The organism is Actinospica durhamensis (genome assembly GCF_018139695.1).
Classification (GTDB): domain Bacteria; phylum Actinomycetota; class Actinomycetes; order Streptomycetales; family Catenulisporaceae; genus Actinospica; species Actinospica durhamensis.
This window is the reverse complement of sequence record NZ_JAGSOG010000139.1, coordinates 1-22,636: the sequence shown is the minus strand read 5'-3', so window position 1 is coordinate 22,636 and position 22,636 is coordinate 1. Positions and strand designations below refer to the sequence as shown.

Below are 22,636 nucleotides of genomic sequence, written 5' to 3'. Positions count from 1 at the left end.
AGCCCGAACCGCGGCCGGCCTCCCGCTCCGGCCGCGGCGGCGCGCTCAGTGTTCCGGCGGCGTGTCCTGCGGGCCGTCGAACAGCTCGCGCAGCTCGGCCAGCGCGCGGTCCAGGATCTCCCGGGCCCTGGCCGCCTCCGCCTCGGTCACCGGGCCGTGCCGGCGCAGCGCCTCGGCGACCGGGGCGCCCTGGCGGCGCAGGTAGCCGAAGAACTCACTGAGCTGGGACCAGTCCTGGCTGCCGGACCAGTTGCCGAGCAGGCCCCGGAAGGAGGCGCTGCTCTGCTCCCACTCCTGCTGCTGCTGTTGCCACTGCTCCTTCCACTGGCGCGCCCACTGCTCCTTCCAGTCGCGCTGCCAGTCGCGCTGGCGCTGCTTCCACTCCTGGTGGTGCTCCCGCTGCTGCTGACGCCACTCCCGCTGCTGCTCGCGCTGCTGGCGCTTCCAGTCCTTCCACTGCTCGCCGCCCCACTCATCGGATCCCGGCGGCGGCGCGAAGGGGAATCCAGGGGGAAAACCCGGCAGCCCCGGGACCGGCGGCGGCGGCGCGTCCTGCGGCGGCTGCGGCGGACGGGGCGGCTGCGGCGGGTGCGGGGGCCAGGGCGCGGCTCCGGCCCAGCCGCCGGCCGCGGCCTTGCCGCCGTCCTGCTCGCCGCGCTGGGCCCGGCGGGCCTGGTCGGCCAGCTCCTGCTGCACCGCCTTGGCGCTCTCGCGCACCTCCTGCCGGATGCCCTCGGCCAGGTCCCTGGCCGAGGCCCGGATCTCGGACTCGAGCTCGGACAGCTCCTCGGCCCGCGCGGCGAGTTCGGCGCGTCCGGCGTCGGTGATCTGGTAGACCTTCCGGCCACCGTCGGACTCGTGCCGGATCAGGCCCTCGGTCTCGAGCCGGGCCAGGCGCGGGTAGACGGTGCCGGCGCTGGGCGAGTAGAGCCCGGCGAAGCGCTCGCGCAGCTGCTGGATGATCTCGTAGCCGTGCCGAGGGCTCTCCTCGAGCAGCTTGAGCAGGTACAGCCGCAGGCGGCCGTGTCCGAAGACCGGAGTCATCGCGCGTCCTCGATTCCCTCGTCGTTGCCGGTGCTGCCGGCACCGCCGGCGCCCGGGTACCCGTCCTCGATCGGATCCTCGTCCGGATCGCGGCGCAGCACGGTGATCGCGCCGGAGACGGTGTGGCCGCTCAGCCGGGTGCGCCCGGTGCCGACCCGGCCGGACAGGCGCGAACTGCCGGGCTTGCGACTCGCGGTCACCTCGCCGAACTGGCTGGTGGCCTGGCCCGAGGTGCTGGTGAGCGCGACCTCCACGTCCGGGTCGTGCGGCAGCCGGACGGTCAGGCCGCCGGACACGCAGCTGGTCTTGACCTGCGAGGGCAGCGGCTCCTCGAGGTCGAGGGTGATCGCGCCGGCCACGGTGTTCAGGTCGATCCTGCCGCCGGAGCCGGCCAGCACGGTGATCGCGCCGGAGACCGCGCGCACGCTCAGGTCGTCGGTGGCCTGCTCGACCGTGACGGCGCCGGAGACGGTGCTGACCGCCGTCGGCCCGTACATCCCGGCCAGGGTCAGTTCGCCGGAGACGCCCTTGAGCGTGACCCGCTCGTGCAGGTTGGAGAGCACCACGGGGCCGGACACTACCGTGACCTCGACCAGCGCGTCGGGCGGGACCGAGACGGACAGCTCCACCTCCTGCCGGGCGCCGCGGCTGAGCCAGCTGAGCAGCCCGGTCCGCAGCGACTCCTCGCCGTGCCGGATCTGCAGCTCCCCGTCGGTCAGCTCCACCGTCAGCGGCGGTCCGCTGATCCGGCTCACCTCGAGCGCCGCCGGGCCGTCCACCCCCAGCACGTTGATCCGTCCGCCGACGGCGTGCAGACGCAGCCTGCGCACCCCCTCCCCGAGCGCCAACTGCTCCGGCGCCTCGATCTTCCAGGTCTCGGCCATGGTTCCTCCCCGCCTGTTGGACTCCCGGATGGACTCCGCTGAGGACAAGACGCGATGTATCGCGTCCGTCGAGAACCACGATATATCGCGTTGTCGGAAAGTCAAGCACCGCCTCCGCCGAGCCCCGGCCACACCGAAACCGCCGGTCCGGCGCGACCGCCAGGATCGCGCCACGGCGCACGTCCGGTCGCGTATTCAGGGCCGAATAGCCCCAGCCGTCACCGCATGTGCCCTGTCCACCACCCAGTGCGATTCCTAGGGTGGGGCCCATTGCCGTGCAAACAGCGCGTCGCCCCGAGTTCCGGAAGCCGACCAAGGAGGCCTCCTTGCGAATCCTGCTGATCGCCACCGCTTTCAACAGCCTGTCGCAACGCATCCACGCCGAGCTGGCCGAGGAGGGCCACGAACTCGCGGTGGTGCTCGCCGCCTGCGGCGAGTCAGAACTGCGCGAAGCGGTGTTCGGGCCCGGATACCGCACCGGCCCCCCGACGCCGCGCTACGACCTGTGCATAGCCCCGATGCTCACCAGCGCGATACCCCAGGACATCTGGGAATCAGTGCCCTGTTTCATCGTGCATCCGGGGCCGCCCGGGGACCGCGGACCCTCCTCGCTGGACTGGGCCCTGCATCGCGGCATGGACGTGTGGGGCGTGACGGTGCTCCAGGCGGTGGCGGAGATGGACGCCGGGCCGGTCTGGGCGCACACCTCCTTCCGGGTGACGCCGGGGGTGGCCAAGAGCGACCTGTACCGCGGCGAGCTCTCCGACGCGGCCAGCACCGCCGTACGCGAGGCCGTGCGCCGGTTCGCCCTCGGCGAACGCCCGGGCAGCGCGCGGCACGTGGCCACCCGCCCGTTCTACCCGCAGCAGCTGCGCACCGTCGACTGGGAGCGGGACTCGGCCGACCGGGTCAGCGCCCTGCTGCGGGCGGCCGACTCCAGCCCGGGCGTGCTCGACGAGATCGACGGCGCCCAGTACTACCTCTACGGCACCTCCCCCGAGTACGCGCTGCGCGGCCGCCCTGGCACGCTGCTGGCCACCCGGGCCGGCTCGGTGTGCCGGGCCACCGCGGACGGCGCGGTCTGGCTCAGCCACGCCAAGGCCAAGCGCCGCCCCGGCGGACCGCCCGGGATCAAGCTGCCCGCGGCGCTCGCGCTGGCCGGACCCGCTGCGCACCTGCCCGAATGCCCGGGCTCACCGGAGATCACCTACCGGGAGCGGGGCGAGGTGGGGATGCTCGGCTTCCGCTTCCCCGGCGGGGCGATGAGCGCCGAGCAGTGCCGCCGGCTGCTGCGCGGCTACAAGCACGCGCTCACCCGCCGGACCCGGGTCCTCGTGCTCGGCGGCCAGCGCGACTTCTTCAGCAACGGCGTGCACCTCGGCGTGATCGACGCGGCCGCGAGCCCGGCCGCGGAGTCCTGGGCGAACATCGTGGCCATCGACGACCTGGTCGAGGCGGTGCTGCGGACCACCGACCGGCTGGTGGTCTGCGCGCTCGGCGGCAACGCGGCGGCGGGCGGGGTGGTGCTCGGCGCGGCCGCCGACGAGGTGTGGCTGCGCGAGGGCGCGGTGCTCAACCCGCACTACCGGCTGATGGGCCTGTACGGCTCGGAGTACTGGACATACGTGCTGCCGCGCCGGATCGGGCAGGCGGAGACCACCCGGGTGATGCAGGCGGCCCTGCCGGTCGGCTCGGCCCGCGCGCTGCGCCTCGGCCTGGCCGACCGCGCGCTCGAGGTGCCGCCCGAGGCGTTCACCGAGTCGGTGTGGACGGTGGCGTTCGAGCTGGCCGCCGCGCCGGGCCTGAACACGCGGATCGCGACCAAGGCCCGGCGGCTGGAGGGCGACGAGGCGCGCAAGGGGCTCGACGAGTACCGGCGCGAGGAGCTCGCCCGGATGCGGGCCATCTTCGACGACCCGCACGCCCCATACCACGCGCTGCGCTCGGCCTTCGTGCGCAAGGCGCAGCCGGATCGCACGCCGGAGCACCTGCGGCAGATGGTCCGCGGCGGGGTGGCGGCGGCGGTGTAGGGCGGCGTTTCGCCTGTGGCGCTGGGCGACCCGGTCGAGGCCGGGTCGCTCAGTCCTCGTCCTTGGCCGCGCAGTTCGCGCAGGTGCCGAAGATCTCCAGGGTGTGTTCGACCTCGATGAAACCGTGCTCGGCGGCCACCTTGCCGGCCCAGGCCTCCACGGCCGGGCCCTCGACCTCCACCGCGGTGCCGCAGCCGCGGCAGACCAGGTGGTGGTGGTGCGTGCCGCTGGAGCAGCGGCGGTAGACGGCCTCGCCCTCGTCGGTGCGCACCACGTCCACCATGCCGGTCTCGGCCAGGGACTGGAGGGTGCGGTAGACCGTGGTCAGGCCCACCGAGTCGCCCCGGTGGCGCAGCCGGTCGTGCAGCTGCTGGGCGGAGACGAAGTCCTCGGTCTCCTCGAGCAGCGCCGCCACCGCGGTCCGCTGCCGGGTGGAGCGGCCGGGGGCGGGGATCGCGGAGCGGGCCCCGGTTTCTTCTCGCTGCATGCCGGCACTCCTCGCTTCACATCCGTATGGCGCAGACCTCATTGTGCCACCGACCCGGTCACCGCGCTTCCGGCTCCACTGAACGGCCGTGTACGGTACACAGTGGGGCCCTGGGCCGTTCGGCTCCCCGCTGCAGGCCGGCGCCCGGTCCCGACACGGCCCCGCCGCGCCCGACGGCCGCCGAGGGGGCAAAGCGTTGGAAACCGCTCCGGCTCACCCGCTACGATGCGCCCAGACCGCACGCCAGCCGGGCGTGAAGGCGAAAAACATGGAAAGAATCATCGTGGCCGCCGACAAGATCGAGTCCATCGTCCGACTGGCCAAGGCCAGGGGCATCGTTTTCCCGTCCAGCGAGATCTACGGCGGCTCCCGTGCCGCGTACGACTACGGGCCGCTGGGTGTGGAGCTCAAGGAGAACATCAAGCGGCAGTGGTGGCAGGCGATGGTCCGCGGCCGCGAGGACGTCGTCGGCCTCGACTCCTCGGTCATCCTGGCCCGCGAGGTGTGGGAGGCCTCCGGTCACGTCAAGGAGTTCACCGACCCGCTGACCGAGTGCCTCTCCTGCCACAAGCGCTACCGGGCGGACCACCTCGAAGAGGCGTACGAGGCCAAGCACCACCACCTGCCGGAGCACGGCCTGGCCGACGTCAACTGCCCCAACTGCGGCAACAAGGGCCAGTTCACCGAGCCCAAGCAGTTCAGCGGCCTGCTCACCACCCACCTCGGCGCGGTCGCCGACGGCTCCGGCCTGCACTACCTGCGTCCGGAGACGGCACAGGGCATCTTCGTGTCCTACAAGCCCGTGCTCGAGTCCAGCCGGCGCAAGATCCCGTTCGGCATCGGCCAGATCGGCAAGTCCTTCCGCAACGAGATCACCCCGGGCAACTTCATCTTCCGCACCCGCGAGTTCGAGCAGATGGAGATGGAGTTCTTCGTCCGGCCGGGCGAGGACGAGAAGTGGCACGAGTACTGGATCCAGGAGCGGATGAACTGGTACACCGGCCTCGGCGTCAACCCGGACAACCTGCGCCTGTACGAGCACGCCAAGGAGAAGCTGGCGCACTACGCGAAGCGCACCGTCGACATCGAGTACCGCTTCAACTTCGGCGGCAGCGAGTTCGGTGAGCTCGAGGGCATCGCGAACCGCACCGACTTCGACCTGACCACGCACTCGAACGCCTCCGGCAACGACCTGTCCTACTTCGACCAGGCCGCCAACGAGCGCTTCACCCCGTACGTGATCGAGCCGGCCGCGGGCGTGAACCGGGCCATGCTGGCGTTCCTGCTCGACGCCTTCGTGGAGGAGGAGGCGCCGAGCGCGGCGGGCAAGATGGAGAAGCGCGCGGTGCTCAAGCTGGACCGCCGCCTGGCCCCGGTGAAGGTGGCCGTGCTGCCGCTCTCGCGCAACACGGACCTGTCCCCGAAGGCGCAGGGCCTGGCCAACGCGCTGCGCCGGAACTGGAACATCGACTTCGACGACGCCCAGGGCATCGGCCGCCGCTACCGCCGCCAGGACGAGATCGGCACCCCGTTCTGCGTCACCGTGGACTTCGACACCCTCGAGGACAACGCCGTGACGGTGCGCGAGCGCGACACCATGTCGCAGGAGCGGGTCTCGCTGGATCAGGTCGAGGCCTACCTCGGCGCCCGCCTGATCGGCTGCTAGGCCGTGTCTTCATAGCCGGATCAGTGGCTTGACACAGGGGCCGGTGTGCGGATTCGCACACCGGCCCCTCATCCGACCGGAACGCGCCGACCGGCCGGTGCGTCCAAGTGCCATGAGAAGACTCGTGCAATCGAGGGCCGCGCGCGCCGGGGTGTTCACCCTGGCCGCGGTCGTCCTCACGGCGGGATGCACCTCGGCCTCAGTCGGTACGCACAGCAGTCCCGGGCCCGCCGACCCCGTGCGGGGCGGCTCCACGCACCTGAGCACCACGCAGGGCTCCGCCGGCGTGACAGTGCCCGCCACCGCGTACCTGAGCGTGATTCAGGCCTACTTCCCCTACGCCACCCCGACCCGGTCCGCGGCCGCGAAGATCCCGCAGCGCCTGCACTTCGCCGTGACGGACCGGCAGACGATCGCGCGTCTCGCCGCCATGATCAATGCCCTGCCGCGGTCGGCGGACAAGCTGCCGAGTTCGTGCCCGGAAGCGCTGGGACCGGCGTTCGAGCTCGACTTCGGGGACGGGCCCGGCAAGGCACCACGAGCCCAGGTCTCGATCCTCTGCTTCGGCGTCATGGTGAGTCTGGGCGCGCACGACGAGCCGATCCTGAGCGACACGGGCTCGCCCGGTGCAGACCGGTTCCTGAACACGATCGCGAGCTTGTTGTCCGACCAGAAGTGAGGCCCGCGGCGGGCGCACGCACCCACCGTCGGTCCTCGTCCGGGACTCGGCTAGGCCTTCGGCCGCAGGGTCTCGAGGAAGCGGTGGTGCGGGTGCTGCACGGGCAGCGCGGCGACCGAGCGCTCGGCCAGCCGGACCACGCGGGCCCTGGCCGGCTCCGGGATCTCGGCGACGGTCGCCTCGAGCAGGGCCCAGGACACCTCGTCCAGCCGCGCCCGCACCTCCTGCTCGCACACCTCCGGCGCGCCGCCCGGCCCGGTGCTGGCCGCGCAGGCCGCCTCCAGCGCCGCCAGCGCGCGCAGGGCCTCGTGATCGGCGCCGAGCACGGCCGGGACGAAGGTGTCGGCCTGCTCGGCCGAGGCGGGCTTGGCTCCGGGCGCCTCGAACACGTTGATCAGCGGGCTCACGTCGCCCGCCGTCATCGGGTCGTAGAGGCCGGGGAACGGCTGCTCCTCGTACCCCTCGTCGTAGCCCGCGATGTAGATCGGCGCGTCCGAGCCGGTCTGCGCGATCGCGCCGAGGGCGACCTCGAGCAGACTGGCCGGCCAGTCCAGGTCACGCAGGGCATTGATGCGCAGCTGGCCCGGCTGGGAGTCCACCACGCCGCACAGCAGCAGGTGCGCGGACTCGAGCGCGGACTGGATGTAGAAGCCGATCTCCGCGCTGTGCAGGCGGATCGGCTCGTCCGCGGCGCACCAGGCGCGCAGCCGGTCGCCCACGATCGAGTTGTCCACCACATGGGTGAACCGGGAGGCGGACAGGCGCAGCTCGCAGGCGGCCGCGGTGCGCGCCAGCATCCACTCGCCCACCCGCTTCGAGGCCGCGTACACATCCGGGGAGTAGGGGCGCAGCGCCTTGCCGGTGGAGGCGCACACGACGGTCCCGGTGCCCACCCGGGCCGCGGAACGCACCACGTTCAGCGTGCCGAACACGTTGGTGGCCACGGTCCGGCGCACCTCGGTCTCGGCCCGGCCCGGGTCGCGCTGCGCGGCCACATGGAAGACCACGTCCGGGCGCACCTCGTCGAACAGCTCGTCCAGCCCGGCGCGGTGGCGCACGTCTCCGTGCACGAACTCCACTCCGGCGAGCCACGGCGAGGCCTGCACGTCCGGCAGCGGGGTACGGCCGCGGGTGACGGACACGACCCGCGCCGGGTGATAGGGCATCAGTTCCCGCAGCAGCACCCGGCCTATACATCCGGTGCCGCCGGTGATCAGCACGACGCGCCCCTCGAGCCGGGCGAGCAGCTCCTGGTGCGGCAGGTCGATACCGCGGCCGCGCACGCCCTCGAAACGTCGGTATTCGGCCGGGGCCTGGGGCTTGAGTTCCAGCAGTTCGCGGGTGAGCACGCGCAACTGTTCGATCTGTTCTTCGGTCAGCCGCTCGGCGCGGAGCGGCGCGGCGGCTTTGAGATCACACAACAGGTCGCTGATACTTCTCACGGTGTCCTCCCCTATCCGCACCCCTGGGCGGGTGCAGACCGCCGCACGGCCGCTACACAACGGCACCGAAGAATTACGAAGCTAGCACACAACAACGCGCCTGGTACCTGTGATCTCGGGAAAAATAGTCGCATGGGTTGGCACCCACGGCGCACACGGTAGCATCGGGCACCGGCGGCCCAAGAAGAGCACGAAGAGGGGCGGGAAGAAACATGTCCGAGGTCCTCGGCAGACGGCGCGCCCGGACCGGGAGATTCCGCCTCCACTCCTCCGGCGGGTCCGGCTTCCCCATCGCCACCAGGCCCGCGGCCGATCCGGCCGCCACCCGGCAGGACGAGGGCGGACTGTTGCCCGTCCCGCCGAATGACTGGGAGAAGTACTCCTATGCCAAGCGCGGCAACAAGGCTCTGTTGATCTTCTCCTCGATGAGCTTCTTAGCTCTCGTGTACAGCCAGATCCTGATGACGAGACTTTCTCCGTGGATGTGGTCCTATGTCCCGTTTCTCGGCTTCACGATCATCTACTTCCTGATATCGCAGTTCAACACCGCGACGGCGCCGGAATTCGATCTGGCCGGACACCGCGAACTGGCCGGCGCCTGGGCGCCCGAGGCCTACCCCGCCGTGGACGTGCTGCTCCCGGTCTGCGGCGAGCCGGTCGAGGTGCTGCGCAACACCTGGGAGAACGTCGCCGCCCTGCGCGAACATTACCGGGGCCGGGTCACCGCTTACGTACTCGACGACTCCTCCAGCCCCAAACTGCAGAAGATGGCCGGGGAGTTCGGCTTCGTCTACGCCGGACGGGCCAACCGCGGCTGGTTCAAGAAGGCCGGCAATCTGCTCTACGGCTACCGCATATCGCACGCGCCCTACATCCTGTTGCTCGACGCCGACTTCGCACCCCGGCCGGACTTCCTCGACGAAGTACTGCCGCATATGGAGGCGGATTCGACGATCGGCATCGTGCAGAGCCCGCAGTTCTTCCGGGTACTCGATCAGCAGAGCTGGCTCGAGCGCGGCGCCGGCGCCGTACAGGAACTGTTCTATCGCAACATCCAGACTTCGCTCTCGACGTATGACGGCGCGATCTGTGTGGGCACCTGCGCGGTCTACCGCAGGGCCGCGCTCGAGGCCAACGGCGGGATGACCCTGATCGAGCACTCCGAGGACGTGCACACCGGGTTCGACCTGTACCGCAAGGGCTGGCGGCTGAAGTACCTCCCGCTGGCGCTGTCCACCGGCGTGTGCCCGGACAACGTCGCCGCCTACGTCAACCAGCAGTACCGGTGGTGCTCCGGCAACATGAGCATGCTCGGCAGCAAGAAGTTCTGGGGCACCCCGCTGCCGTGGCGGGTACGGCTGAGCTACCTCTCCGGCTTCTTCTACTACGTGCACACCGCGCTGGCGACGTTCATCGTCCCGATGGTCCCGATCGCGCTGATGGTCTTCTGGCCGGGCGAGATGCAGGTGCGCAACCTGATCTGGGTCATCCCCGGGCTGATCTACGCCGGCCTGCTCTTCCCGCTGTGGCACCGCGTCCCCTACCGTCTCGAGGCGTACGCGGCGCGGATGATCTACGGCTGGGCCCACGTCTTCACCATCTGGGACGTGCTGCGCCGCAACCGGATGGGCTGGCAGCCCACCGGCTCCTCCTCGAAGAAGCAGGGCCGCAACCGCCGCTTCTGGATCGGCATGGTCGGCTGGACCGGTGTGTCCGCGGCCGTCTGGGTCGGCACGGCGCTGTGGCGGATGAAGAACGGCGACCCGATCGACTACGCGCTCTTCCTCGCCTCCGGGTTATTCTACGCAGCCACGGCCGCCCGGGTGTTCCTCCAGCCCAAGAAAGCAGAAGCCTGATGCGAAACGGAACCGTCCGGCGTCGGCGGACCTCCGCCCTGGTGGTGGCGATCCTTCTCCTCGGTCCGCTGCTCACCGGCTGTTCGACCGTGCAGTCGGCGGCCGCCTGGAACGATCCACGCCATCCGGTCGCCGGCGGCGACGCCACCGGCTCCGGTCCGGCTCCGTTGTGGACCGGCCCGGGACAGGTGCAGGCGAAGGGTTCGGCCGAGAGCACCACCGGCCGCACTCCGGCCTACGACATCTCCTCGCTGCTGCAGCCCAGCAAGAAGTACCTGGGCGTGGAGATCAACGGCGCGCCCGACTCGATGGCCCCGGCCGAGCAGTTCGCCTCCTGGGTCGGCGCGAAGCCGAACATCATCGGGCAGTATCTGGCCTGGGGAACCTCCTTCGACACCACCGCGGCCTCCAACGCCTGGTCCTACGGCGCCCTCGACTTCGTCGTCTGGGAGCCCTGGAACACCACGCTGGCGAAGATCGCCTCGGGCGCGAGCGACTCGTACATCGAGAGCTTCGCGACGGCGGTGCGCGCGCTGAACGTGCCCATCGCCATGAGCTTCGGCCACGAGTTCAACGGCAACTGGTACCCGTGGGGAACGACCGGCACGACGCCCGCCCAGTTCGTCGCGGCCTGGCAGCACATCCACAAGCTCTTCGCCGCCGAGGGCGCGACGAACGTGATCTGGATCTGGGACCCCAACGACATCGACGCCGTGCCCGATGTGCAGCTCAAGCAGTACTACCCCGGCGACGCCTACGTGGACTGGGTCGGGGTGACCGGCTACTGGACGCAGGACGGCCCCAGCACCTACGGCTCGCTCTACCTCCCGACGCTCGAGGAGATCCGGGAGTTCACCGAGAAGCCCTTCATCATCGCGGAGACCTCCGTGGAAGCCGGCTCCGACGAGTCCGCCTCACTGACCGAGCTGTTCGACGCGGTGAAACAGCACTCCGACATCCTCGGCTTCGTCTGGTACGACTTCGACAAGGGCGGAGACTGGCGGATCGAGAACCGTCCCAGCCTGCTCAGCCAGTTCCAGTCGGACGTGGCTTCCGGCGGCTTCGGCCTGGTGGTGAAGCCGACCTCATGACCGAGCACCGGAAGGAGACCGACGCCTTCGCCGAGACCCAGATCATGCCGGCGATCCCCGCCTCGCCCCCGAAGCGGGTACCGTCCGCACACGCCGCGCCGGGTTCCGAGCGCAACGAGGTCCTCGACTCGGCCCCCGCGTCCAAGCGCTCGCTGAGCGACCTGCTCGCCCAGTGGATCGAGCCGGCCGAGGAGACGAACGCCGACGGCGAAGCGGACGACGCGGAGGGCACAGCGATCGGCGCGGATGGCAACAGCGACAACGATCGCGATGCCGAGGCGATCGGCGGCGACATGACGCAGCTGATCCCCGCCATCCCGCCTCTCCCACTCATCCCGCCCGTTCCGACCGCTCCGCCCATATCGACGCCCGATTCACCCGAATCACCCGAATTCCCCGAATTCCCCGCGTTCGATTCCGCCTTGGCGCAGACCACGGAGACCGAGCCGAGGCCGTTCGACGGACGCCAACGCCCCCTGGCCGAACCCGCGCCGCACACCGCCGTCGATGACACGGCCCTGAGTAGGCACGGCGCCGAGCTTCCGGTGCCCGCCCCGCGCGCGGCGATCCCGCTGCCGCCGGAGTTCCACGACCTACCGCTGTCCGAAGCCGCGGCGCCGTCCGTCGCCGAGGCCGAGGTCGCACGGGATCTGGACCTGGACCTGGACCTGGACCGCACGGTATCCACCTCGGAGCTGCCGCCGCCCGGCTCGGCCAAGCTGAACGTCGCGGCCGACGCACCCGAGGTGGCCGAGCTCGCCGTCGCGCCCGCACCGCCCGTCGCGCCCGCCGCACCAAAGGCCCCGGCCACCGCCCCTGCCGCTCCGTCCAGCGGCGGCTTCAGCGGGCCGCCGCGCTGGCAGGAGCACGTTCCGTTCGACGAGACCGGCGTGCTGATGCGCCCGGAGTCGTTGCGGGCCAGGGCGATGCAGGACGAGACCGAGCTGATCAGCGCCATCAAGATCGGCGCGGACGGCGACTCGGAGGCCGCGCAGTCCCAGCGGCCCGGGTTCTGGACCGGTGCGTGGCCGCGACGGTCGCTGCTCGCCGTGATCATGCTCGTGCAGGCGCTGCTGTCGCTGCGCAACAACAACTCGCCCTTCGTGGACGAGTCGCTCTACCTGTACTCGGGGCACCTCGAACTCGGGCACATGCTCCACGGCACGTCCACCGGCATCGACTTCTGGTCGTACTTCTCCGGCGCGCCGGTGCTCTACCCACCGCTCGGCGCGTTGGCGGACCAGATCGGCGGGATCTTCGGGGCGCGCCTGCTCAGCCTGATATTCATGCTCGGCACCACCGGGCTGCTCTACCTGATCACCCGTCGGCTGTTCGGGACCAGGGCCGGGCTGTGCGCCGCGGTGCTCTTCTCCTGCACCGAGGCGACCGTCTTCCTCGGCGGGCTCGCCACCTACGACGCGCCCGCGCTGTTCCTGCTGGCCCTCGCGACCTGGTTCGTCGTGCGCTTCGCCGCCGCCAGGTTCCCCTGGTACCTCCTCGCGATCGTCCCCGCCGCGGTCGCGGTCGGCACCAAGTACGTGTCGCTGCTGTTCGTGCCGACCATCTTCGCCCTCGCGCTGCTGGCGGCGGCGCCGTACTGCCGCCGCTGGGCCCTGATCCGGCCGGTACTGCTGAGCCTGGGCACGGCCGGCCTGCTCTACGCGGGCTACAAGCTGGCGGGCACGTCCGCCGCGGCGGGCATCAGCTCGACCACGACCAGCCGGGCCCACGGCACCGACCCCACCTCGCTTGTGGTGAAGCAGGCGGCGCAGTACACCGGCGTCGTCTTCGCCATCGCCCTGATCGGTGCCGTCTTCGTCCTGCTGCTCCCGCGTGCGCACCCGCACCCGGCCGTCGCGCGGTCCCGCTGGCAGCGCGGCCTACTGGTCACCCTGCTCGCCGGAACCGCACTGCTCGCCCCGGCCTACCAGGCGCATCTGCACACCGCGGTCTCGCTGCAGAAGCACGTCGGATTCGGCCTGTTCTTCGCGGCGCCGCTCGCCGGCTACGGCCTCGTACGCATAGTCGGCCCGCACTTCCACCGCGTCCAGCTCGGCATCGGCGTACTCGTCCTGACCTTCGCGCTCGGCATGGGCCAGTCCCTTTCGATGTTCCACAGCTGGCCGAACTCCTACGCGTCGGTCGCCGAACTGGTGAAGTACCAGAAGCCCGGCGCGCACTACCTCTTCGCCGACGGCCCCAACATCATCTACCAGCTGCGCGGCGACCTCTTCGTCGAGCCCTCCCAGATCACCGACGCCTTCTCCTTCGGCTGGTGGGACGAGAAGGGCACGTACATCACCGGCAGCCCCGCCTACGCCGACGCCATCCAGGCCGGTTACTTCCAGGTCGTCGTCTACGACTTCAGCGCGAATCCCGGGGTCGAGCAGTCCATCGCCCAGGACCTCTACGACTCGCCGATATACAAGCTGGCCGCGAAGATCCCCTCCCCGACGAGCGGCGGCCCCGGCTGGTCCTACGTGTGGATCCGCAAGTGACCGGGGTAGCCTGGCGGCCATGACCAGGGTCGCTGCGCGCAGAAAGCACAAGGTGTTCGCGAGCTGGTACCCGGGACGCGCGGAAGCGATGGACCGGGCCGGCTTCGCCGAATACCGCCGCCGCCTGCTGTCCGGGCTCACCGGCCACGTCCTCGAACTCGGCGCCGGCAGCGGCCTCAACTTCGCGCACTACCCGGCCGAGGTGGAGCGCGTCGTAGCCGTAGAGCCGGAGCCGACCCTGCGCGCACGCGCGGAGTCGACGGCGTCGGAGTTGGCGGCGGCGCGGGCGATGTCGGCATCCACGTCGGCGGCAACATCGGCGGCAACGTCGTCCGGCGGCCCACAGATCGAGGTGGTCGACGCCGTCGCCGAGGATCTGTCCGCGTATGCGGGGAAGTTCGACGCAGCAGTCTGCTCACTGGTGCTGTGCTCCGTCCCCGACCAGCGCGCCGCCCTCGAGCAGCTGGCCACGGTGCTGCGCCCCGGCGGCCAGATCAGGCTGCTGGAACACGTCGGCGCACCCGGCGGCGTACTCGCACCCGTCCAACGCGCACTCGACGCCACCATCTGGCCGTGGATCGGCGCCGGATGCCACTGCTCCCGCGACGTCACCTCGGCAGTGGTGCTGGCCGGGCTGAAGGTGACCGACGCCGAAAGCTTCCGCTTCCCAGCCGGCCGACTGACCCTGCCGACGTCCCCGCACGTACTGCTGACGGTGGTCCTCCCGCGCCGGGCTCAGTGAGCTGACGTCGCCGCCGTCAATGGCTTGAAGGGCGCCGCACCCGGCAGCCGACCACCCACCGGATCAGCCCTGCGATGGGCCGAGCGCCCGCAGATGCACTTGGCGCGGACGCAGGAGCTTCATCCGGCGCGCATATTCCGATGCGACCCTGGTCGGGGCGCCGATAGGCTCCTTCGCCATGGAGTTCTTCTGCTACCACCGCGACCGCAGCGACACCGACGCGATGCGGGGTGAACTGCTGGAGGCCCACTGGTCGTACATGGACCAGTACGCCAGGGAGATGATCGCGCGGGGGCCGACGCTGACGGCGGATCGGGAGTTGGCGACGGGCAGCATTCACGTGCTTGACCTGCCGGATGTGGCCACTGCGCGGGCGTTCGTGTTCGACGAGCCGAATTATCGGGCGGGCGTCTACCGCGACGTGATGCTGCGGCGGTGGCGCAACATGCTGGGGCGGAGCATGTGGGACTTTCCGGGTGGGCGAAATGGGGACGATCGATACCTGGTGCTCGGGCTCGGTGCCGGGCGGGCCTCGGAGCCGGAGCTGCCGGCGGGGTGGGACGGGGACGCGCTGATCGCGTTCGGGCCGCTGCTTTCCGACGACGGGGCTTCTTGGCTGGGCACGGTGGCGCTGGTGCGTGCGGCGGACGCGGAGGCGGCGCGCAGGGTGCTGAGTCCGGACGCGGATCGCTACAGCGATATCGAGGTGCACGCTTGGCAGTTCGGCGGGCGTCCGTCGTAGTTCGGAGCACGTGCGCGCGGCGTGTCCGGGCGTCTGGTCGAACGGCCGCAGATGCGTCGGGGCTTGCTAACGTGTCTGCCATGTCGAACGATCAGTCCAGCTTGCGGGCGTCGCACCAGGACCGCGACCGCGTCGTGGATGCGCTGCGTATCGCCGGGGGCGAGGGTCGGCTGGATGCCGAGGAGCTCGACGCACGGGTGGAGAGCGCGCTTTCGGCGCGGACGCTCGGCGAGTTGGCGGCGCTCACCGCCGACCTGCCGAGTCCGACCGGAGCCGGGACCGGGGTCGCCGCCGTCGCCGGGGCTGTGGCGGCGGTGCCGGTCAAGGACGTGCTGGTGGTCGAGCAGCAGGGTGGGAAGTACGTGCGGGACGGGCGTTGGGCCGTTCCGCCGCGCATCGAGGTGCGCACGAAGCTGTGCAGCGTCACCTTGGACTTCCGCGAGGCGGTGATCACCTCGAAGGTCGTGCGCATCGAGATGGACATGGCGCACGGCAAGCTGGTCGTCGTCGCCGGGCCGGGGGTCGTGATCGACACCGACGGGCTGCAGCTGACCTACTCGAAGGTCAAGCTCCGGTCCACGGCCGCCACCGCCGCCGCAGCCACCGAGGCGCGGCTGCGTATCGAGGTCGCGGGGCAGATCAAGCACGCGAAGGTCATCGAACGCTGATGACGATGACGGGAAGTGAGACCACTGCCATGCGCACGGTCGTGGCGGAGATGGCCGAGCGGCTGGCGAAGGTGCCGGGCGTGGTCGGGGTGCTGCTGGGCGGCAGTCGGGCGCGCGGGGAGCATCGGCCGGAGTCGGACTGGGATCTGGGCGTCTACTACCGCGGCGAACTCGACCTGGACGCGTTGCGGGCGCTGGCCGGGCCGGACGTGGAGGTCGCCGGGCCGGGCGGATGGGGGCCCTGGGTAAACGGGGGCGCGTGGCTGCGGGTCGACGGGGTCGCGGTGGACTGGATTCTGCGGGATCTGGACCGGGTGCGGCGGGTCTGGGCGGACTGCCGCGAGGGCCGTTACGAGGTCGGGGCGCAGGTGGGGCATCCGTTGGGGTTCTGGTCGCCGTGCTACGCGGGCGAGGTGGCGCTCGGTCAGGTTCTGGCCGATCCGACCGGGGAGCTGGCGGAGCTGCGGCGAGAGGCCGCGACGTACCCCGAGCCGCTGCGGGACGCGCTCGTGGCCGGGGCCGGGGAAGCGCGGTTCCTGGTCGGCGTGGCGGCGAAGGGCGCGGCCCGGGCGGACACGTTGTACGTGGCGCTCTGCCTGAGCCGGGCCGTCGGGGTGCTGACGCAGGCGCTGTTCGCGCACGATCGACGCTGGTGCCTGAACGAGAAGGGCGCGCTGGCCGTAGCGCAGACGCTGCCGGGCGCGCCGCATGACTTCGGCGCACGCGCCAACGGTGCGCTCGGACGGCTCGGCGGCACGCCCGAGTCGCTGGCGCTCGCGGTGGCCGAGGTACGTGCACTGGTGGAGGAGGCCTCGGCCGCGGTGGGCGGGACAGGGAACTGAGATCGATTGTCTTCGCGCAGGACCGGTGGGGCTGGTATACCGGCCCCATGCAGAATCTGGGGGAAGACATCCTTCTGCTGGCGATCACGCGGAACGGCACCATCGCGGCGTACGACAGGATGCACTTCGCACTGGCGGGGGCGGCGCTCGCGCGGCTCATCGCGCTGCGCCGCGTCGAGGTCGTCAAGGGCCGCATCGTCGTCATCGACACGACGCCGACCGCTGATCCGCTGCTCGACGAGGCGCTCGGCCATATCTACTCCTCGCGGCGGCCTCCGCACGCGAGGAACTGGATCGGCCGGCAGCGCTCGACCGTGACGGAACAGTATCTTGCGATGCTGACCATGTCCGGTGCGGCGCGGTGCGAGGTGCACCGCAGGCTGGGGCTCTTCCGCGTGCGGAGATGGTTCGTCCGCGACGTCGCCCGCGTCGAGCGGCTCAGGGCGCAGCTCGACGCGATCGCGTACTCGGACGGCCCGATCGATGCGATGCAGGCCGCGTTCGGCGGTCTGATCCATGTCACGGGCCTGGACTCGATGTACTTTCCGCGGGGCGAGGGCCGTCGCGCCAGGAAGCGCTTGAAGACGCTCGCCCAGTACAGCGAGGCCGCGGTCGCGGTGACCGCGGCCTTGAGGGCGCGTCAGGCCGCCATGGCGGCCACGGTGAGCGCGGGGACCTGACCGGCGGGTGAGCCGGGCCGAGACCCCGCGCTCGCGTGTGGCTATTCCTCGGCCGCGGCGTGCTCCGCACTGCGGGACTGCTGGTAGGCGTCCGCGTAGGTGGGCGAGTCCTTGATCAGGTCGTCGCAGAAGGCGGCGACGTCGGTGCCGATGAGTTCCAGCACTCCCTTGCCGTTCGCGGCGCCCTCTTCGAAGAAGTCGACGATCTCGGACAGCAGGTTCCCCTCGGACAGGGCGACCGGGCCGACCTTGAACAGGTACTTCTGCATCTCCCGGTAGACGATCTCGTAGTCCGGCGGGAGCGCCTTGACCCGGGCCATGTGCTCGCGCCACTGCTTCTTGCCCTCGACGATGTCCTTGATTCCCATGTCAGCCTCCCAGCCGGCCGAGCTTCTTGGCGACATTCCGGTTCAGCTGCCGGCGCCACCGGTCCCGATAAGTCTGGGCGTCCTCCCCGCCGACCAGCGCCGCGCAGAAGCCCTTGATGTCCCCGTCCAGCACCTCGTGGATGTCCTGCCCCTCCTGCGCCGACTCCTCGAGCAGGCCGAGGACGGCGTCGACGATGGGCGTCAGGTTGCGGCCGGTGAAGTCCCCGTGGCCCATGAGCTCGGCCTTGATCTGACTCCATGCCGCCCGGTAGTCCTCCGGCAGCGCCTCGGCCCTGGCTTCGAAAGCCTTCCAGTCCCTGCTGAGATCGCTGCCTGTGATGGTCTGCCAGAAGTTCATCTCCCGCCCTCCCTGAGCGTGTCGATGCGTGTGGAGACGTAGGCCCACTTGGCCCAGAACGTCGCCAGTTCCCTGCGTCCCGCGTCGTTGAGCGCGTAGAACTTGCGCGGCGGACCCACTCCGGACGGCCGCTTCGCCACGTGGACGAGCCCGTTCTTCTCCAGCCGCAGCAAGATGGTGTACACCGTGCCCTCGACGACATCGGTGAAGCCTAGTTCGTTGAGCCTGCGGGTGATGGCGTACCCGTAGGTCTCCTCGCCGCCGATGATCTCGAGCACACAGCCTTCGAGTGTGCCCTTGAGCATCTCGGTCAGGTCCTCCATCGCGTCTCACCTCCCGTTCTCCGGTACTCCGTGCTACCGAGTACCACTATACAGTGCCACCGAGTAGAGAAGTCAAGCGCGGATTCCGCCGGTACCGTGAGCGTATGCAGAATCCTGATACAACTCGGGGCGCCGCCGACGCCGCCGGGGACGGGCCGGAGCGCCGTGACCTGGCCGGACTGCCGAAGGCCGAGATGCACCTGCATCTGCTGGGGGCGATGCGCGAGTCGACGCTCGTCGAACTGGCCGCCGTGGCCGGGCTGCGCGCACCGGACCCCCGTGCCTTCACCACGTTCGACGACTTCCAGGAGATCTTCCAGGCGTCGTTCGCCGCGACCCAGACCCGGCTGGAGAGCCTGCTGCGCCTGGTCCGCGAAGTGGTCGAGGACGCCGCAGCCGACGGCGTCGTCTGGGTCCAGCCGCACTTCGACCCGCACCTGTTTCCCGCCTTCGGGACGCCGGACGAGATCATGGAGCTGGTCCTGGCCGAAGGCCGCGCGAGCGGAGCGCGCCTCGGCGTCGGCTTCGGCGTGACGCTCGGGGCCATGCGCCACCGCGGCCCGCAGGCCGTCGAGGAGCTCGCCGGGTTCGCCGCGCGGTGGGCCGGGCGCGGCGTCCACGCGTTCGGGCTCACCGGCGACGAGGCGGCCTTCCCGCCCGCGCCGTTCGCGCGCGCGTTCGCCATCGCACGGGACGCCGGCCTGGAGGCCGCGCCGCACGCCGGAGAGCTGGCCGGCGCCGAGAGCGTGCGCTCCGCCGTCGAGGACCTGGGCGCCGGCCGCATCGCCCACGGGGTCCACGCCGTCGACGATCCCGCGCTCATGGACCTGCTGGCGCAGCGCGGCGTCACCCTCGACGTGTGTCTGACCTCGAACGCGAAACTCGGCGTCTATCCGGACCCGGCCGAGCACCCGCTGCCCCGGCTGCTGGCCGCCGGCGTGCCCTGCTCACTGGGCGCCGACGACCCGCTGATGTTCGGAGCGGGGCTGCTGGACGAATACCACGTCGCCCGGACCGTGCTCGGCCTGGACGATCGGCAGCTGGCCGCACTGGCCCGCACCTCGATAGCGAGCAGCGGCGCTCCGGACGCCCTGAAGACCAGCGCGGCGGCGGACATCGACGCTTGGCTGAGCAGCTGACCCAGCGTCATATCCGTGCGAGAGCCGCGATGACGGCCTCGGCGCGCTCGTCTACAGGCGCGGCAGGTATCTCAATGAGCTGGTAACCGAGGGCACGGTAGGCGTCGCGGTGGATCTGCTCGAAGACGAGGGAGTCCTCGTAGCTGATGCGCCGGGCCGCGGTGGGACGGCAGAAGCCCAGGTTGGCGACGAAGAACACGGTCGGATGGTAGACGTCGTCACGGATGACGCGGTCGAGTTCGCTGCGCAGGAGCACGGACGGTTCGCGGCCCTGAAAGGTGCTCAGGGCGTGGGTACAGATCGGCGACCGGTCGTGCAGGATCACCGGGCCGGGCGGCGCGGCGTCCTCACGGGCGCGTTGGAGGTCGAGGATCTGGTCGATGAACTCGGCCCGGGTCCACGGCTCGCCGCAGCCCTGGGCCTGCTCGCGGGCGATGACGTCGGTGGCGGCTTCTTCGACGACGGGGTATCCGAGCTCGGGACGATGCAGGAGCGTGGTCTTTCCGGCACCGGGCGTGCCGGTAAGGATGTGGCGGCGCAATGCGGGTCCTCGCTGATCCCGGAACGGCGGGTGCCGATGATTCTAGGCGGGCACCCTCACCGCGTCAGGACCCTTGCGCGCACTGCGGCGAGTTCGGCGTCACCGCGAGGGAGACGACGCGCCAGCGGCCGTCGGCGCCGCGGCTGAGCGAGAGCTGCTCGTAGGACGAGCGGGTGTTCTTGGGCTGGACCGCCGTGCCCACGACGTGGGTGCGGGAGTCGCCGCGTACGACGTCGGACCAGTCGGCGCAGAAGCTGACCTTCGCGGGACCGTGGCTGTGCGCCGCGGGGGCGGTGTACTGCGTGTCGCTCAGCACGATGACGCCGACGGGCTGCTGGCGGTGCGCGACCCACGGCGCTATCTGGGCCGAGGCCTCGGCCAGGCCCTTGCCCTGCCAGTACTGGGCGAGTTCGGGATCGTCGCCGTCGGCGGTGTACTCGGCCTGGACCATCGCCCGCATCGCCTCCTGCACGGTGAACAGCACCTCGTGCTCGCCCCGGTTGGCGAGGCCGGGGTGGTGGAAGGCCAGGCCGACGGTCACCGGGAGGGTGATCCTGGCGTCCTCGTGCACGGTCGCGGCGGTGGCGTCGGAGGTGGTGGGCGCGTTGATGGGCGGCGGGGTGGCGGGCGCGCTGGAACAGCCCGCGGCCGCGGCCACGGCTGACGCGGCGGCGACTGCCGCGAGCAGCGGCACGCCCGGGCGTCTGGTCGTCACTCGCACGGGAACAACGGTAGCGCCACGAAGTCGACTGCGCACTGTGGGTGACCGAAAGTGTGACGGAATGGGCGGGCGCCGCTCAGCCGCAGGCACCGCTCAGCCTCGGGCGGCGACCGCGGCCCGGGCGGCTCAGCCGCCCGAGTCGTCCAGCTCGGCGCCCTCGGGCACGGTGTCGTCGTCGCGGTTCTCGAGCCAGCCGTACGGGAGCACGACGCGGGCCGGGGAGTTCGTGCGGCCGCGGGGCTTGCCCAGGACCTCGGTCGGGAACGGGGCGTCCTGGTCGAGCTTGCCGAGCAGGTCGTCGAGCTCCATCAGCGAGGAGGCCATGGCCATGCCGCGGCGCAGATCGGTGCCGACCGGGAAGCCCTTGAGGTACCAGGCGACGTGCTTGCGGAAGCCGGTGACCCCTTCGCGCTCGTCCTCGAGCCACCGGGACAATAGCTCGGCGTGCCGGCGCATGATCGTCGCGACCTCGCCGAGGGCGGGCATGGTGCGCTCGTCGCTGCCGCGGAACGCGTTGGCGAGGTCGCGGAAGAGCCAGGGGCGGCCGAGGCAGCCGCGGCCGATGACGACGCCGTCGCAGCCGGTCTCGCGCATCATGCGCAGCGCGTCGTCGGCCTCCCAGATGTCGCCGTTGCCGAGGACCGGGATGTCGAGCGCCTGCTTCAGGTTGGCGATCGACTCCCAGTCGGCCTCGCCGGAGTAGCGCTGCTCGCCGGTGCGCGCGTGCAGGGCGACCGCGGTCACGCCCTCTTCCTGCGCGATCTGCCCGGCCTCGATATAGGTCAAGTGGTCGTCGTCGATGCCCTTGCGCATCTTGATGGTGACCGGGATGCCCGCGTCCCTGGCCGGTTCGACCATGGCGCGCACGATCTGGCGGAACAGGTTGCGCTTCCACGGCAGGGCCGAGCCGCCGCCGCGGCGGGTGACCTTCTTGACCGAGCAGCCGAAGTTGGCGTCCACATGGTCGGCCAGGTTCTCCTTGACCACCATCTCCACGGCCTTGCGCACGGTGGCCGGGTCGACGCCGTAGAGCTGGAGCGAACGGGGGTTCTCCTGCTCGCCGAACTCGATCATCCGATACGTCTTGGGGTTGCGCGCGACCAGGGCCTGCGTGGTGATCATCTCGCAGACGTAGATGCCCGCGCCCTGCTCCCGGCACAGCTGCCGGAAGGCGAGGTTGGTGATCCCGGCCATCGGCGCCAGCACGACCGGGGGGTCGACGGCGTAGCTGCCGAAACTGAGCGGCGCGGTGGCGGTTGCGAGAGTCACCCTTCCAGGATCTCATGCTCGCGGACGGGGCCGGGCCGGGCTGGAACGCCCGCCATCTCGGGTGACGTGGCGGCGGACGTGGGGCCGGTCACGTCGACAGTGTGGCTACCCGCGAGTAGTGTCTAGGACGTCAACAGGGTTGCTGGTCGTGCGGGTCAGCGGCCCTTTCTATTTATGTACGCGCGGACTTCAGGGAGCCCCACGTGCCGACGACAGCTGCGCCGTCCCCTCAGGCGCCCAAGTACGTCTACGACTTCAGCGAAGGACACAAGGACCTCAAGGACCTGCTCGGCGGGAAGGGGGCCAACCTCGCCGAGATGACCAACCTGGGTCTTCCGGTGCCTCCGGGGTTCACCATCAGCACGGATGCCTGCCGGGCCTATCTGACCGCGGGAGCCCCGCCGAAGGAGCTCGACGCGCAGGTCGGGGCCTATCTGGCGGCGCTCGAGGAGCGGATGGGGCGCAAGCTCGGGGATCCGCGGGACCCGCTGCTGGTCTCGGTGCGCTCGGGCGCGAAGTTCTCCATGCCGGGGATGATGGAGACGGTGCTCAACATCGGGCTCTCG

Annotated in this window: 23 protein-coding genes; 13 read left to right on the top strand and 10 right to left on the bottom strand. The window is 70.8% G+C overall.

The window, feature by feature from the left end; translation table 11 throughout:
* Positions 1 to 45: 45 nt before the first annotated feature.
* Positions 46 to 1,044 (bottom strand): PadR family transcriptional regulator, encoded by a 999-nt coding sequence (locus KDL01_RS24165; protein WP_212530870.1) that lies wholly within the window; start codon positions 1,042 to 1,044, stop codon positions 46 to 48.
* The gene (locus tag KDL01_RS24160) at positions 1,041 to 1,928 is read right to left on the bottom strand and encodes a DUF4097 family beta strand repeat-containing protein (RefSeq protein ID WP_212530869.1); all 888 of its coding nucleotides are present in this window, start codon (positions 1,926 to 1,928) and stop codon (positions 1,041 to 1,043) included. The genes KDL01_RS24165 and KDL01_RS24160 overlap by 4 nt, the downstream gene beginning before the upstream one ends.
* Before the next feature lie 326 nt (positions 1,929 to 2,254).
* On the opposite strand from KDL01_RS24160, the gene KDL01_RS24155 reads away from it, so the two are divergent.
* Positions 2,255 to 3,958, top strand: coding sequence for an enoyl-CoA hydratase-related protein (locus KDL01_RS24155; protein WP_212530868.1), 1,704 nt, complete (start codon positions 2,255 to 2,257; stop codon positions 3,956 to 3,958).
* Between the two features lie 49 nt (positions 3,959 to 4,007).
* Here the strand turns inward: KDL01_RS24155 and KDL01_RS24150 are convergent, their stop codons facing one another.
* Entirely contained in the window at positions 4,008 to 4,445 is a 438-nt protein-coding gene (locus KDL01_RS24150; RefSeq protein ID WP_246576901.1) for a Fur family transcriptional regulator, read from the bottom strand.
* A 283-nt stretch (positions 4,446 to 4,728) separates the two neighbouring features.
* On the opposite strand from KDL01_RS24150, the gene KDL01_RS24145 reads away from it, so the two are divergent.
* Both KDL01_RS24145 and KDL01_RS24140 read left to right on the top strand, forming a co-directional pair.
* Positions 4,729 to 6,111 carry a glycine--tRNA ligase gene (locus KDL01_RS24145; protein ID WP_212530873.1) on the top strand — a complete coding sequence of 461 codons (1,383 nt, stop codon included), beginning with the start codon at positions 4,729 to 4,731 and terminating at the stop codon, positions 6,109 to 6,111.
* 124 nt (positions 6,112 to 6,235) lie between these two features.
* On the top strand, positions 6,236 to 6,790 hold the full coding sequence (locus KDL01_RS24140; protein ID WP_212530867.1) for a hypothetical protein: 555 nt from the start codon (positions 6,236 to 6,238) through the stop codon (positions 6,788 to 6,790).
* Positions 6,791 to 6,840: 50 nt separating this feature from the next.
* On the opposite strand, the gene KDL01_RS24135 is transcribed toward KDL01_RS24140, so the two are convergent.
* Complete coding sequence (locus KDL01_RS24135; protein WP_212530866.1) at positions 6,841 to 8,232, bottom strand: NAD-dependent epimerase/dehydratase family protein; 1,392 nt, start codon at positions 8,230 to 8,232, stop codon at positions 6,841 to 6,843.
* Positions 8,233 to 8,444: 212 nt separating this feature from the next.
* Between KDL01_RS24135 and KDL01_RS24130 the strand changes: the two genes are divergently transcribed.
* From KDL01_RS24130 to KDL01_RS24095, 8 genes are all read left to right on the top strand, one after another.
* Complete coding sequence (locus KDL01_RS24130) at positions 8,445 to 10,088, top strand: glycosyltransferase family 2 protein (protein ID WP_212530865.1); 1,644 nt, start codon at positions 8,445 to 8,447, stop codon at positions 10,086 to 10,088.
* Positions 10,088 to 11,179, top strand: coding sequence for a glycoside hydrolase family 26 protein (locus KDL01_RS24125; protein ID WP_212530864.1), 1,092 nt, complete (start codon positions 10,088 to 10,090; stop codon positions 11,177 to 11,179). Before KDL01_RS24130 ends, KDL01_RS24125 begins: the two co-directional genes overlap by 1 nt.
* The gene (locus KDL01_RS24120) at positions 11,176 to 13,677 is read left to right on the top strand and encodes an ArnT family glycosyltransferase (RefSeq protein WP_212530863.1); all 2,502 of its coding nucleotides are present in this window, start codon (positions 11,176 to 11,178) and stop codon (positions 13,675 to 13,677) included. The genes KDL01_RS24125 and KDL01_RS24120 overlap by 4 nt, the downstream gene beginning before the upstream one ends.
* A gap of 19 nt (positions 13,678 to 13,696) precedes the next feature.
* Entirely contained in the window at positions 13,697 to 14,419 is a 723-nt protein-coding gene (locus KDL01_RS24115) for a class I SAM-dependent methyltransferase (RefSeq protein ID WP_212530862.1), read from the top strand.
* Between the two features lie 178 nt (positions 14,420 to 14,597).
* Positions 14,598 to 15,161 carry a YciI family protein gene (locus tag KDL01_RS24110; RefSeq protein ID WP_212530861.1) on the top strand — a complete coding sequence of 188 codons (564 nt, stop codon included), beginning with the start codon at positions 14,598 to 14,600 and terminating at the stop codon, positions 15,159 to 15,161.
* Between the two features lie 80 nt (positions 15,162 to 15,241).
* The gene (locus tag KDL01_RS24105; RefSeq protein ID WP_212530860.1) at positions 15,242 to 15,829 is read left to right on the top strand and encodes a DUF1707 SHOCT-like domain-containing protein; all 588 of its coding nucleotides are present in this window, start codon (positions 15,242 to 15,244) and stop codon (positions 15,827 to 15,829) included.
* A 5-nt stretch (positions 15,830 to 15,834) separates the two neighbouring features.
* Positions 15,835 to 16,671 carry a nucleotidyltransferase domain-containing protein gene (locus KDL01_RS24100; protein WP_212530859.1) on the top strand — a complete coding sequence of 279 codons (837 nt, stop codon included), beginning with the start codon at positions 15,835 to 15,837 and terminating at the stop codon, positions 16,669 to 16,671.
* 47 nt (positions 16,672 to 16,718) lie between these two features.
* On the top strand, positions 16,719 to 17,351 hold the full coding sequence (locus KDL01_RS24095; RefSeq protein ID WP_212530858.1) for a GOLPH3/VPS74 family protein: 633 nt from the start codon (positions 16,719 to 16,721) through the stop codon (positions 17,349 to 17,351).
* Between the two features lie 41 nt (positions 17,352 to 17,392).
* On the opposite strand, the gene KDL01_RS24090 is transcribed toward KDL01_RS24095, so the two are convergent.
* The 3 genes from KDL01_RS24090 to KDL01_RS24080 are packed head-to-tail and all read right to left on the bottom strand — an operon-like array spanning position 17,393 to position 18,400.
* Positions 17,393 to 17,719 (bottom strand): DUF1048 domain-containing protein, encoded by a 327-nt coding sequence (locus KDL01_RS24090; RefSeq protein WP_212530857.1) that lies wholly within the window; start codon positions 17,717 to 17,719, stop codon positions 17,393 to 17,395.
* A 1-nt stretch (position 17,720) separates the two neighbouring features.
* Positions 17,721 to 18,077: a DUF1048 domain-containing protein gene (locus KDL01_RS24085; protein WP_212530856.1), complete on the bottom strand. Its 357-nt coding sequence runs from the start codon at positions 18,075 to 18,077 to the stop codon at positions 17,721 to 17,723.
* Positions 18,074 to 18,400: a PadR family transcriptional regulator gene (locus tag KDL01_RS24080; RefSeq protein WP_212530855.1), complete on the bottom strand. Its 327-nt coding sequence runs from the start codon at positions 18,398 to 18,400 to the stop codon at positions 18,074 to 18,076. Before KDL01_RS24080 ends, KDL01_RS24085 begins: the two co-directional genes overlap by 4 nt.
* A gap of 104 nt (positions 18,401 to 18,504) precedes the next feature.
* Between KDL01_RS24080 and add the strand changes: the two genes are divergently transcribed.
* Entirely contained in the window at positions 18,505 to 19,539 is a 1,035-nt protein-coding gene (gene add, locus KDL01_RS24075) for an adenosine deaminase (protein WP_212530854.1), read from the top strand.
* Positions 19,540 to 19,546: 7 nt separating this feature from the next.
* Here add and KDL01_RS24070 read toward each other — a convergent pair whose 3' ends face one another.
* From KDL01_RS24070 to dusB, 3 genes are all read right to left on the bottom strand, one after another.
* A complete protein-coding gene (locus KDL01_RS24070) occupies positions 19,547 to 20,080 on the bottom strand; it encodes an AAA family ATPase (RefSeq protein ID WP_212530853.1) in 534 nt (177 codons plus the stop codon).
* Between the two features lie 64 nt (positions 20,081 to 20,144).
* Positions 20,145 to 20,795, bottom strand: a complete 651-nt coding sequence (locus KDL01_RS24065) for a hypothetical protein (RefSeq protein WP_212530852.1) — start codon at positions 20,793 to 20,795, stop codon at positions 20,145 to 20,147.
* 132 nt (positions 20,796 to 20,927) lie between these two features.
* Positions 20,928 to 22,070, bottom strand: a complete 1,143-nt coding sequence (gene dusB, locus KDL01_RS24060; protein WP_307846554.1) for a tRNA dihydrouridine synthase DusB — start codon at positions 22,068 to 22,070, stop codon at positions 20,928 to 20,930.
* A gap of 203 nt (positions 22,071 to 22,273) precedes the next feature.
* Between dusB and KDL01_RS24055 the strand changes: the two genes are divergently transcribed.
* On the top strand, positions 22,274 to 22,636 hold a 363-nt coding region (locus tag KDL01_RS24055), incomplete at its 3' end, for a PEP/pyruvate-binding domain-containing protein (RefSeq protein WP_307846553.1).